The sequence below is a fragment of the Psychrobacter sp. NG25 genome, assembly GCF_015234355.1.
Classification (GTDB): domain Bacteria; phylum Pseudomonadota; class Gammaproteobacteria; order Pseudomonadales; family Moraxellaceae; genus Psychrobacter.
The window spans coordinates 255314-268433 of the sequence record NZ_JADGMV010000003.1 but is presented as its reverse complement, the minus strand read 5'-3'; the positions used below and the strand labels follow the sequence as shown (position 1 = coordinate 268433).

Below are 13120 nucleotides of genomic sequence, written 5' to 3'. Positions count from 1 at the left end.
CTTAACTCTTTTAACAGGCTTGACAATTAATTAGGTGTGTTTCGTGGTTAAACTTATTTTTATAGCAATGTCACTGTCATTAGCAAGTTGTACAAGCTTGAGTACTTCAAAAGTCATGGCTAGTGAGCCAGCACTACTGCAAGATGATGAACAGGCAGTAATAAATAAACCTGTAAATAATAAAAAACCAGTAAGATGCTATGAACCCTCAGAATACGACATTAAGCCTGAACTACCTGATACAGGAGTGCGCAGAGAGACTCCCATTGATGTCGTACCGAAAGAGCTATTTATTGAAAGATTAGAAGCATCTCCTTTATGGGAAAAAATAAGTTATTCTAATCACTTTGAACGCGACTTTTTATTAAGTGAGATTAATGGCTTTCTTAAGATCAAAGGTGATGGTAGTTTTTCGAAATCAGAAAAAATAACTAAAGTTACTTACTCTCCCTTAAATGTAAATAAGAGAAAGAAATATGGACATCAGCTATTAGATCAAGAAAAGTTCGGCATGACAGCAACTGTTAATTTAGTAATTAACGATCACGAAAAAGCTGCTGCAATACTGGATCAGCTTTATCAAAAATATTCAGTTAAAGTTGAAAATAATGACGTATTGAGTGATGGAGAAACGCTGCATAGCTATGTTCGCTATAACGATATATTGTTCGAGATTTGGGGCATAAACAGAACCAATCACCCTATTAAAGAGTGCAAATTTTCTTTTTTAACAATCTTATCAATCAGTTAGATACTGAACATGATTAAACTTATTTTTATAGCAATGTCACTGTCATTAGCAGGCTGTACAAACTCACTTAGGTCTGCAACTGCGGATAAACTATGAAAAACTTAATATTAATACTATCAGTGCTATTACTCGGTTGCGATACGACCGACGCTATAGATAAAACACTGAGCATCGAACAAAATAGCCGTAATGTAGCTACTGACTCTAACGTTGAAAATTCTTATCCTTCATCGAATAATTTAGGTAACATTTCACCTGATAGCTTACAAAGAACTCATCAAAATAATAGTAACGCTGGAATATTAGAAACCTCAGACACCCTAGAGTATAATGCACAGAGTTCTCTGAATAATATTTTAAGATTGACTGATCCTAGGAAAGTAGTTTATTTAGTTCATCCAACTAAAGAGATATTAGTTTACTGTTATCATGACGTAAGGTCTGAATGCTATATTGAAGGAGTACATAATAGTCAGTTCTTTAAATACGACATTTCTCAAGTTGAAGGCCAAAACAAAGGCAAACTAACTTCTCCAGGAAATCCTATTGATTCAGCTAAAACGACGCCAATAGAGTGGATGACTGTAAATAATGAATACGCTCAGGTACTCATGACTTCAAAAATAATGTTGAACTCACAACAATATACCTTGCATGAGCCTCTTGTTATTTATTATGAAACTGGAATGATGGTTAGATAGTATGTCATGTTGATTTAAATTGCCCTAGCGCCTTTTGTTAACCATAGTACAGTTTCTATAATCACTCCTAAGCACGCTTCAAGCGTAAAGCATTCAATACCACAAACAATGAGCTGAGTGACATACCAATAGCAGCGAGCCATGGTGGCACGTAACCCAAAGCGGCTGGTATCAACACAATACTGTTATATAACAGTGCCCAGCGAAAGTTTTGCTTGATGATACGCTCTGTTTTATCAGCGATACGTTTGGCAGCAGTAATAGCCTCTATTTGACCATTTAAGATAATACTATCGCTCGATACTTGCGCCAAATCTGCCGCGCCAGCAATCGAGGTCGAGACATCTGCCGCTGCCAGTACAGGTGCATCATTGATACCATCACCAACCATCAGTACTACTGCACCTTCAGACTGCAATTTTTGAATATGGTTAACCTTATCGGTTGGCGATAGACCATTATAGGCAGACTCCATACCCAAACCTTTCGCCATTACTAACGCTTGCGGACTTGGATCACCAGTCAGCATCACAGACTCAATGCCTAGCGCTTTCAGTGTATCAAGCATCGACTTAGCACTGTCACGCACCTTATCATTAAAGTAAAAACACGCCAGCGCCTGCCAATCGTCTGAATCGTCATTTTGACGAGACAAGACTACCGCTGAGCTAGCACGCTGAGCTACTAAATCAATGGTTATATCATTATTTGCACTAGAACCATTGGTGTTGTCTAAGGCAAAATCTACATGACCAATTCGATATAACACACCGTCGATCATTGCTTCTACCCCACCCGCTGGATAATGCTGTAATGCTTGCGTGGCTGGCAGGTGCAATTGATAAGCCGCAGTCAACAATGCATGGGCAATTGGATGGCGACTACCCACTTCTAGAGCAGCGGCGATGGCTAAGACTTTATCTTTTTGGTCTGATAATGCTGAACCTTCTATATCTGTTTGATTCAGAGCATCAGTTAATTCGATATTGAGTAAGTTTGGCTTACCATAAGTCAGCGTACCCGTTTTATCAAAAGCCACATGGGTTATTTCAGCGAGCGTCTGCAGCGTATGTCCACGCGTCGTCAAAAACCCATAGCTCGCCAACCGATTCGTCGATACCGTCAGGGCAATAGGTGTCGCCAAAGACAACGCACAAGGACAAGTTGCAACCAATACTGCGACGGTAGCCCAAATGGCTTGGCTTGGATCAACGATATACCAACCGATAAACACCAAGACGGATAATACTAAAATCCGCGCCACGAACCAGCGTGCCAGCTTATCTGCTTGCTGTGCCAGTTTTGGCTTTTCACTCATGGCGCGGTTCATAAGTCTATCTATCAAGCCTATCTGACTGTCTTCTGGTAGTGCGGTGACTAGCATCTCAAACGGTTGACTGTCATTTTGCGCACCACCAACGATATAGTCGCCTTGGGTCTTGATAATCAAGTCGCCCTCACCCGTCAGTAGACTTTGCGAGACTGTGGCGGTTGGACTGAGTAAGACACCATCACTGATAATTTCAGATCCAGCTTCTACCATGATGATGTCACCCACTTGCAAGCTGTGAGCGGTCACCATTTTTTTGTCTGGTGTACTATTTTTATCTTCGACGCTGATGTTTGTTGTTGGCTCTGGTTTTGATTCTTGTTTTGATAAAGAAAATCGCTGATTGCGTGATTGCTGCCAGTCTTGGGCAATACGTACGGTCAACTCATGAACATTATCGTCTATGCTCTTCATAAAATTGGGCATAGCACTTGATAAATTTTGGTTGCTTATAGCGTCCACATTATCACGTGAAATATCAGCCGTGCCATCTTCTTCACTGCTAGCCGTTTCATTGAGCATATTCTGCGAAATCTGTTGCAAAATACGCTCGGCAGCTTCTTTATCTTCCGCAACTTTTTGAACCAATACTGGTTCAACCACCACCAAATCATTGGCCATAGTCGCAGCTTTTAGGCGAGCATTATGCTCGATGTAACGCCCCGCTAATAAGAAGAAAATAAACATGCTAACTGAATCGTAATACGTTTCCCCTTGCCCAGTAATCGTGGCATAGAGACTGGCGAAAAAAGTCACAATTAGCGCAATACTGACAGGCACGTCCATATTGACTTGGCGGGCACGAACCGCTGACCATGCTGATGTAAAAAATGGTAGTCCAGCATAAAAGAATACTGGCGTACTGACGAACAATGAGACCCAACGTAGAAAATCACGCTGCAATATCAGCATATCGCTATATTCACCAAAATAGAGCGCCACGGCGTACATCATTGCTTGCATCGAACCCAGCGCAGCGATGCCAAGGCGCAATAGCATTTGATTAGTATGGCGTGCCAGCATGGCCTCATGCGTGTCTTGACGATAAGGCTTGGCTTCATAGCCGATCTCATTGATAACGGCCAGAATACGGCTAATCGGTAGCTTATCTTCGTTCCAAATCACCCTCATACGTTGATTCGTCAGATTTACCTGACATTTACTGATACCATCCAACTCGTCGAGACGTGATTCAATCAACCACGTACACGCCGCACAACGTAGATTATTGACAGATAATTCTGCCACCGACATACCATCCTGCGCATACACAAACTGCTGCTTTATCTCGTCATGATCATAAGCCTCAAGGCGTGTCATTTGAGTAGGCAAGCTTGCCGTACGACTAATCTCCGAGCGATCCAGATAATACTGCTCCAGTCCTGCCTCTACGATACTCTGCGCTGCCAATTGACAACCCATACAGCACATCTCACGTGATTGACCCAATATCTCAGCATAGAATGGCGGCTGCGGTACAGGATCACCGCAATGGAAGCAATCGCCCGCAAGTGGCAGCACTAGACCTTCAATGATCGAGTTGTCTTCATAATGATGGTTTGGGGTAGAGGCTATTGATGGAGGGACACTAGACATAATCGCGCTTACTTCCTTTAGACAGATTTGCTCGAACCTTATTCGTTTCGAGTTCGTTTCAAGTAAATTCGCTTCGCGTGCAGCTTGCTATCATTAACGGTACTCAATGCTTATATTATAAAACCAAATAAAACAGCAATTTTAGCTAGGGCGTGTCATCAATTTGATTGTGAGGCTTAAAATGAGAAAAATTGTAGATAAACAAGGAAGAAATTGCCGTTAATATGAACATATTGGCAAAATTTCTGACGATGTTTAGCAAAATTTAGCCATTTTAAGGCCACCAAATGTATTAATGTGCTAATTGATGACACTCCGTAGCTCTTAGCTTTACTAGCATAAAGTAACACGCAACAATAACAGCGGATAATTCATAAAAAACACATCTTTGTAGCAAGATTAAATTGCTATTGTGAACGACTATTCTATATGGCATCCATAAAAGCAATTAAAAGCTCTTGATGCGTTTATATTAATGTGAATATTTTAATAAAGATTATACTATAAGCAAGTAAGGTAAGCAGTCTCAATGCTCATAGTTTAATACCAATGAATGCCGACTTTGACGATGATAGATTGAAAAATTTGTCATTTTGCGTCATTATGAAGCAGTTTTTTATCCCAAAATGGTGCGATATCAGTGCAAAAATCCAATTCCAAGCTACCAAATACCCAGTTGCCACAGTCTGCTAGACCTATTGTAAGCACGCTACCTTCACAGCAGCGCGGCTTGGTATTTAGTAGTCTTATATTAATTGTCATTATCGCGGGTATGGTGCTGCTCGCGCTATACTTAATCAAACTTGATCGTACCATTACCCATAAGTTCGAGGGTAAGCGTTGGGACATTCCTGCCAAAGTATATTCACAGCCACTTGAATTATATCAAGGTGCTAGTGTCGATACAGATACGATGAAAACTTGGCTAGAATTGCTCAATTATCAAAACAATAAAGCTTATGATCGAACTGGCACTTATCACAAGTCAGGCAATACCTACTTTATCCATACGCGTGGCTTTACTTATAGCGCCAATGATGTGGACAAAGAGCAAGTCATCAAAATGACTATTAATGGTAATAAGATTTCATCGGTACAGAGCACTTTACCTGCCAAGAGCGGCATCATTCGCTTAGAACCTGTCAATATTGGTGGTATCTACCCAGACAGTAATGAAGATCGTATGGTCGTCTCATTAGATGACGTGCCACAGCCGCTCATCGACGCGTTGATCGCCACGGAAGACCGTGGGTTTTACGAGCACAAAGGGGTATCTGTACGCGGTATCGCACGCGCCGTAATAAATAACTTCTCTGGTGGCTCTAGACAGGGTGGCTCGACCATTACTCAGCAGTTGATCAAAAACTTCTATCTCAACTCAGACCGTACGCTAAAACGCAAAGCCAACGAAGCATTGATGGCTGTATTACTTGAATTGCATTACAGCAAAGACGAGATTCTACAGACGTATCTAAACGAGATTTATTTAGGTCAGAATGGTAAGCGCTCTATCAATGGTTTTGGCTTGGCCTCACAGTTTTATTTTGGCAAACCACTTAAAGAGCTGCGTTTAGATCAGCAAGCCATGCTTGTAGGTATGGCAAAAGGCCCAAGTATCTATAATCCACGTCGCAATCCAAATGACTCAAAAGAACGCCGTAATATTGTCTTAGGCAATATGCTGGCCGTAGAGTCACTTAGCCAAGAAGACTATGATAAAGCGATAGAGCGACCGCTTGATATTGTGGAAAAACCTGTTGAGGGTAAGAGCCAATTTCCTGACTTTTTGGATATCGTTAAACGTGAACTGAATACTGTTTATTATTCTGATGACCTCAAAAACGAAGGTTTAACTATTATCAGTACGTTAGACCCTATTGCGCAGTTGGCAGCAGACAAAGCCGTTGATAAAAAACTGGGTGAGTTACGTCGCAAGAGCAGCAAAACCAAAGATTTACAAGGTGCTCTAGTGAGTGCCAATCCTGAAACTGGTGAACTGGTATCTGTGGTCGGTAGTGGCAGTGAGTTTACAGGCTTTAACCGTGCCGTCGATGCCAAACGTCAAGTCGGCTCATTATTAAAGCCTGTCATTTATATGACAGCGCTTGAAAGCGGTCGCTACAATCTCGCAAGCTCGGTAGATGACTCACCAATTACGGTCAATCTAAGCGATGGGACTAAATGGAACCCGAAGAACTACGACAATCGTGATCATGGTTATATACCGCTTACCACTGCGCTATCACAATCATATAACCAAGCGGCGGTACGCTTAGGTATGGAGTTTGGGATTGATACTTTTGCCAAACAATTAAAGCGTATGGGTGTCAAAGAGGATATACCACCTTACCCTTCAGCATTGCTAGGCTCTGTCAATCTCAGCCCAATGGATATGCTTGGCGTATACCAAGTCTTTGCGACTGGTGGCTTTCGCACCCCTATTCATAGTATTCGTACGGTGATAGATGATCGCGGCCGTATCTTGCAACGTACCGGACTCAATACTCAGCGCAGCATCCCGCCTGAGACCAACTACCTAACGAATTACGCGCTACAGCAAGTGGTCGCAACTGGTTCTGCTAAACGTGCAAAATCACTTGGTAGTAATTTAAACTTGGCGGGTAAAACAGGTACTACGAACGACTTTCGAGATGCTTGGTTTGCTGGTTATAGTGGCAACTACGTCAGTGTCGTTTGGGTTGGTCGTGATGATAACAAACCTATCGGTCTAAGCGGTGGTACTGGCGCATTACCAGTTTGGGTTGATTATATGGACCGTCTCAAGCTGACGCCTGTGTCATTACCAGAGCCTGAAGGCATTGAATGGTTATGGTTGGAGAATAACTCAGGTAAGCTCTCTAATGAGCGTTGTACTGATGCTCGTTATCTGCCAGTACTGTCAGCACATCTACCAGAAGAGGCTAGTAGCTGTGCGCTTGGTCTATATCAGCAAGACCGTGCACGCGAACAATCACAATTGCAAAACCAGCAAGGTAACTTTGAGATTCCAAATGGTGAAGCCGTTGATAGCGATAATCAAGCTGACAGTGATGAGCAAGATGAAAACGGTGCTGATACTTGGTATGAACGTGCCGTTGAATGGTTCTAACATTGCTTTTAAATATTACAAAAGGTCTCAACATGTTGTTATCTCAGAAGCACGCTATCTCAGTCAAGCCAGCCGTTATTGGTAGTCCCAAAAAGCCTACCTCAGCTAATGCTGTACTGGTAACCAGCGCACTTATCAGCATGTTGGGTTTGAGCGCTTGTCAAACTGCGCCGACTACGATGACGACTGCACCTTCTCAAACTGTCCCATCGTCGCAAATACCTAACACATCTGTGACCCCTGTGACTCAAGCTCCTATCTATGAAGAGGATGATAGCAACGATTATCCAATCGAGCCTGATAGTCCAATTGAATCGACAAACCCATTGACGCAAGAGTCTCCGGTGTTTGTACCATCCAACCCTATACCGACTCAGCCTGATACTGTCTTCGTTATTCCTTCGCGTGAAGAATACGTAGTCCCTGAGCCCTCTATACCGTCACATAGCGAACTGTTAGAACGTGCTAGAAGCAACTCGCAGCAACGAACGCAACAAGCGACCAGTAACAATAGCAACTTGCCAGCTTTTCGCAGTTTAATGCAGACAGGTGTCAATCAGCTCAAAACAGGTCAATTGACCAATGCTGAAAGCAGCTTTACCCGTGCACAGCGCCTAGCACCCAAATCCTCGGCGGTGTATTTTTATTTAGCACAAGTAGCATTGAAAAAGAACCAACCTCGTAAAGCAGAAGCAATGGCACGCCGTGGTCTTAGTGTCTCTCAAGACGCTAATCGCAGACGCGCGTTATGGCAAATTATTTTGCAATCAGGACAGGCACAAGGTAACTCACGTGTCGTCAGTGAGGCAAAACAAGCATTACGTTAATATCAAAACATATCTAAGTGAATAGATGCCAAGTTTATAACTTTGTAATCTATTCACTTTTTATATTCTACACCCCATCATTTATCCAAAATATACATTTAATTTAGCTTAAGGTTATCGTTATGGCATGGCAACAACTACATTTACAATGTGAAAAAGCAAACGTCGATTTGGCTGAGGCACTACTACTAGAGGCAGGCGCACTGTCTATTGCCTTAGATGATGCAGGTGACCAGCCTTTGTTTGAGCCATTACCTGGTGAGTCGCCTCTATGGGACGAAGTTATCCTAACAGGGCTGTTTGATGCAACTACTGATGCTGGCAACCGTCAGGCTGTCGAGCAGTTGAGTCATGAAATCGCCGCTCAAGTACAAGCCACCCGTGTTTGGCTGAGTGCTGTCGATGACAAAGACTGGGAACGCGAATGGATGAGTAACTACCACCCTATCGAATGTGCCAATAATCTATGGATCGTACCCAATTGGCTAACACCACCGAACCCTGACGCGACCAATATTATTATGGATCCTGGACTGGCATTTGGTACTGGCTATCATGCGACCACGCGCTTATGTCTCGATTGGCTAACAGAGCAAGACTTAAAAGATAAAGTGGTCATTGATTATGGTTGTGGCTCAGGTATTTTGGGCATTGCTGCATTACTATTGGGTGCACGCCAAGTATATGCGGTCGATATCGATCCACAAGCGGTATTGGCAACCAATCAAAATGCTGAACGCAATGATGTTGGTGACCGTCTACAAGCATTCTTACCAGAAGAATTTACGGATTACTGTTCACAAAACACTGTATTGCCAGTAGACGTTATCGTCGCAAATATCTTGGCAAAACCATTAATTGGCCTAGCCCCTTATTTTGCGACTTTAATCACGCAAAAAGGTAGAATCGTACTAGCAGGTTTGATAGAGTCGCAAACTGACCAAGTCACTGATGCTTATCAGCCTTATTTTGCCCTTGATGCAAAACATGCTTTTACAGCGCAAGAAGACCAACATTGGCAACGTCTATCTGGTACATTTACAGGCTAGCAACATTTAATTACATCTGTTACGATAGAGGGCAGTCAGATACCCTGTGTTTGACGCCACTCTATGATGGCATTAGCATCATAGGCAGCCTTTATTGAGTGGCTAAGCGGTATTGATAACCATATTTTTTTGGATTCGACCCTATGACTACGCCAATACAGACCCAGTGCCCTCATTGCAAAAATTGCTTGAAAATACAGCAGGATCAACTCAATAAAGACAATGCAACAGTCATCTGCGATCAGTGCCACCAAAGCTTTTTAGTCAACAAACATCTTGTCGTAAACTCTGATGTTTCTAAGATATCAGCTTCTCCAGTAGAGACAGCAACGACCCAAAAAAAGGATATGTCGACTCCACATAACCACTCTGCACAAACATCTAAAATCAATAATAAAAACAGCTCAGATAACACTAAATCAGCATTTAAAAAACCACCTTCAAAAAAAATCTCCTCTGACATATTAATCCATGATGACATGGATACCGATGAGCCAGATGACACCTCTTCAGAATATGATTCTCTAGACAGTATGGATGCGTGGTTGGATCAAATAAACGAAACCAATTATACTTCAACAGTATCTGATGAACCGTCAAACACCACCTCTAAAACAACCAGTAAAAGCATCAGTTCAGCCGTCTCTAATGATATTCACGCCAATATCGATAATACGACTGACAACTCATGGCTCGAAAAGCTTCTTAAAGATCAAAACAAAAGCGAAGACATACTACAAGACGAAACAGACTTATCACGACTGTTACTCGATATGGGCGTGCCACTTAAAGACGAAGACAAATCCATTGATGAGCGTGTGAGAAAGTCTCAAGAGCAATTTATACCAACGCCGAGGAAACGTTCAGCAGCATCGTTACTATGGATACTCGGGTGTTTAGTGTTGGCACTATTACTCTTTGCACAATATGTTATTTTTAACTTAGAAACTTTGGTAAAAAACCCTGCTCATGCTGAAAAACTCCAAGCAATATGTTCAGCTATTTCTTGTAGCTTGCCCAGTGCCGATATAAATGCGCTGACGCTCACCAACGCCAATCATAGATCCAGCAAAATAAAAATGACGGGTAAATTTAGCGATATAAGCGCTACATTAAATAATCAAAGTGCAAGCACGCAGCTATATCCCAATGTTAAAGTCAGCGTCTATGGTGCTGAAACTTTGATTGGCGAGTTTATTGCTACACCAGCTGACTATCTATTAAGTAAGCAAAGCCAACTGGCTGCAGACAGCAACCGTCAGATACTCTTTACTATACCCGTTGCCAATACACAAATCCGCGATGTTAGCATCAGCCCCTTGTACTAAGTTTTGAGCTAAGTTGAAGCTTATAATATTGAGTTAATGTTTATCAGTCAGAAAGGTTTGTATTCATACTATTGAGAATAAGCTTTCGTGAATAGCACCAATGCTAAGATAACTGCCAATATATCAGCGCTAGACGACATTAATTTGATATAATACCTACAATATCTTATGGTTTGATTCTCCCTAATCCCAAGGACATTATCTTATGGCGCCTCATGCACAGCATTATGCTAATCATTTTGCTACAAGCTCTGAGCATCCTGCCGATTATAATAAAGAAAACTACCCTCAGTCGACTCACCACTTTAATGCGTCAGTAGACAGCTATGCGAGTAATACGCATGAGCCGCTACGAGTACATGTTGAGCGTGTGGTACGACAGTATTTTGCGATGCTAGGCGATGAGACACCCACCGATTTATACGAGCTTATCCTAAAACAAATAGAAGAACCGCTCTTATCTGTCGTCCTTGAAAAAACTCGGGGCAATCAAACCAAATGTGCGCAAATCCTAGGTCTAAACCGTGGCACTTTACGCAAAAAACTCAAAACTTATGACTTAATGTAGCCCTTGCTCTATGAGCGCACTTATCTTTAACAACCATCATTATGCATGGCAATTTAATATTCATGACATTATCCATTGTGATACTGTCTGCAATAATTGTCTTCATCACCTTGCCAGACGTTTACGTCAGGCTTTTTTTATGGAAGTTTTTTTATGAGTACTACCCCACTTGCATTGTTATCGGTCTCCGATAAATCTAATATCGTTGAATTTGCTCAGGGCCTTATTAAAGCAGGCTTTGGCTTACTTTCTACTGGCGGTACTTATCGGTTACTCACAGAAAACAACGTTGATGTGACAGAGGTATCAGACTATACCGGTTTCCCTGAAATGATGGACGGTCGTGTTAAAACGTTACACCCTAAAATTCATGGTGGTATCTTAGGACGCCGTGGTAAAGACGATGCTATCATGAATGAGCACGCCATTGACCGTATTGATTTGGTGGTGGTGAATTTATATCCGTTTGCTGAAACCATTGCACGTGCTGATGTCACGATGAACGATGCTATCGAAAACATCGATATCGGCGGCCCTACCATGGTTCGTTCAGCTGCCAAAAATCACGCCCATGTTGGTATCGTGACTGATCCTGCTGATTATGACCGTATCCTTACCGCTTTAGGTGATGGTACTGCATTGACAACGGCTCTACGCTACGACTTGGCAGTGAAGGCTTTTGAACATACGGCACAGTACGACGGGATGATTGCCAACTTCTTAGGCAGCCGTGTGAATGAAAACCAAGAAGCAGAAAACTTCTCACGTACATTCAATGTACAGCTTGAAAAAGTCCAAGACCTACGCTACGGTGAGAACCCACATCAAAACGCTGCTTTCTATATCGAAAATCAGCCACTAAAGAGCCAACAAGCTTCTATAGCGACTGCCAAGCAGCTACAAGGTAAGGCACTGTCTTATAACAACATCGCTGACACTGATGCGGCTCTTGAGTGTGTCAAAGCCTTTAGTACGCCTGCTTGCGTTATCGTCAAACATGCAAACCCTTGTGGCGTCGCAGTTGATAATGACCAAGTAGCTGCTTATAACACAGCTTTCAGTACTGATCCTGAATCTTCTTTCGGTGGTATCATTGCCTTTAACCGCGCATTGACGCTCGCAGCAGCAAAAGCCATTATCGACAACCAATTTGTAGAAGTTATCATTGCACCTAGTATCGAAGATGGTGTGCTTGAAGCGACTGCTGCTAAGAAAAACGTACGTGTATTAGTCTGTGGCGAGCTACCAGCACCAGATCAACGCGATATTCAGCTAGACTATAAACGCGTTAATGGTGGTCTGCTCGTGCAAGAGCAAGATCTTGGTTTGATTACCGCCAATGACCTAAAAATCGTCACTGATGTACAACCAACTGAAGCACAGATTGCAGATCTACTGTTCAGCTGGAATGTAGCAAAATACGTCAAATCCAATGCCATCGTCTATGCCAAAGGGCAACGCACTATCGGTGTTGGCGCAGGTCAGATGAGCCGCGTTAACTCAGCTCGTATCGCTGCCATCAAAGCAGAGCACGCTGGTCTAGCGACTGAAGGTGCTGTTATGGCGTCAGATGCGTTCTTCCCGTTCCGTGATGGTATCGATAACGCTGCTGCAGTAGGCATCTCTGCTATTATCCAGCCAGGTGGCTCTATGCGTGATGACGAAACTATCGCTGCAGCCAATGAGCATGGCATTGCAATGGTCTTCACTGGTATGCGCCATTTCCGCCATTAAACTATCTGGTATCACTTTGAAAACTGGCATTAATAGCCGTACTAAATTGTATACTGCTGTTAATGCTACATTCTTATGATAAAAGCAATATCCATTAAAAAAGCCACTATAAATAGTGGCTTTTTTA

General features: G+C 42.5%; 9 protein-coding genes. 8 read left to right on the top strand and 1 reads right to left on the bottom strand.

The features are described 5' to 3' along the window. The first annotated feature begins 43 nt into the window (after positions 1-43). Both IPZ60_RS06435 and IPZ60_RS06430 read left to right on the top strand, forming a co-directional pair. Positions 44-751, top strand: a complete 708-nt coding sequence (locus tag IPZ60_RS06435; protein WP_194197021.1) for a hypothetical protein — start codon at positions 44-46, stop codon at positions 749-751. 92 nt (positions 752-843) lie between these two features. Further along, positions 844-1452, top strand: a complete 609-nt coding sequence (locus IPZ60_RS06430; protein WP_194197020.1) for a hypothetical protein — start codon at positions 844-846, stop codon at positions 1450-1452. 67 nt (positions 1453-1519) lie between these two features. Here the strand turns inward: IPZ60_RS06430 and IPZ60_RS06425 are convergent, their stop codons facing one another. After that, a complete protein-coding gene (locus IPZ60_RS06425) occupies positions 1520-4378 on the bottom strand; it encodes a heavy metal translocating P-type ATPase (protein WP_194197019.1) in 2859 nt (952 codons plus the stop codon). A gap of 640 nt (positions 4379-5018) precedes the next feature. Between IPZ60_RS06425 and mrcB the strand changes: the two genes are divergently transcribed. The 6 genes from mrcB (at position 5019) to purH (ending at position 12993) form a co-directional block, all read left to right on the top strand. Further along, positions 5019-7487, top strand: coding sequence for a penicillin-binding protein 1B (gene mrcB, locus IPZ60_RS06420; RefSeq protein WP_194197018.1), 2469 nt, complete (start codon positions 5019-5021; stop codon positions 7485-7487). A gap of 32 nt (positions 7488-7519) precedes the next feature. Continuing rightward, the gene (locus IPZ60_RS06415) at positions 7520-8314 is read left to right on the top strand and encodes a tetratricopeptide repeat protein (RefSeq protein ID WP_194197017.1); all 795 of its coding nucleotides are present in this window, start codon (positions 7520-7522) and stop codon (positions 8312-8314) included. Positions 8315-8436: 122 nt separating this feature from the next. After that, positions 8437-9363, top strand: coding sequence for a 50S ribosomal protein L11 methyltransferase (gene prmA, locus IPZ60_RS06410; RefSeq protein WP_194197016.1), 927 nt, complete (start codon positions 8437-8439; stop codon positions 9361-9363). Between the two features lie 143 nt (positions 9364-9506). Beyond that, the gene (locus IPZ60_RS06405; protein WP_194197015.1) at positions 9507-10691 is read left to right on the top strand and encodes a DUF3426 domain-containing protein; all 1185 of its coding nucleotides are present in this window, start codon (positions 9507-9509) and stop codon (positions 10689-10691) included. Positions 10692-10896: 205 nt separating this feature from the next. Continuing rightward, on the top strand, positions 10897-11259 hold the full coding sequence (gene fis / locus IPZ60_RS06400) for a DNA-binding transcriptional regulator Fis (RefSeq protein ID WP_194197014.1): 363 nt from the start codon (positions 10897-10899) through the stop codon (positions 11257-11259). 153 nt (positions 11260-11412) lie between these two features. After that, positions 11413-12993: a bifunctional phosphoribosylaminoimidazolecarboxamide formyltransferase/IMP cyclohydrolase gene (gene purH, locus IPZ60_RS06395; protein WP_194197013.1), complete on the top strand. Its 1581-nt coding sequence runs from the start codon at positions 11413-11415 to the stop codon at positions 12991-12993. The last annotated feature ends 127 nt before the right edge of the window (positions 12994-13120 follow it).

What these genes read in the sequence shown, in the direction of transcription:
- IPZ60_RS06430 (WP_194197020.1), top strand. Translation starts at nt 844, where the DNA reads ATGAAAAACTTAATATTAATACTATCAGTGCTATTACTCGGTTGCGAT.
- IPZ60_RS06425 (WP_194197019.1), bottom strand. Translation starts at nt 4,378, where the DNA reads ATGTCTAGTGTCCCTCCATCAATAGCCTCTACCCCAAACCATCATTAT.
- IPZ60_RS06415 (WP_194197017.1), top strand. Translation starts at nt 7,520, where the DNA reads ATGTTGTTATCTCAGAAGCACGCTATCTCAGTCAAGCCAGCCGTTATT.
- prmA (WP_194197016.1), top strand. Translation starts at nt 8,437, where the DNA reads ATGGCATGGCAACAACTACATTTACAATGTGAAAAAGCAAACGTCGAT.
- IPZ60_RS06405 (WP_194197015.1), top strand. Translation starts at nt 9,507, where the DNA reads ATGACTACGCCAATACAGACCCAGTGCCCTCATTGCAAAAATTGCTTG.
- fis (WP_194197014.1), top strand. Translation starts at nt 10,897, where the DNA reads ATGGCGCCTCATGCACAGCATTATGCTAATCATTTTGCTACAAGCTCT.
- purH (WP_194197013.1), top strand. Translation starts at nt 11,413, where the DNA reads ATGAGTACTACCCCACTTGCATTGTTATCGGTCTCCGATAAATCTAAT.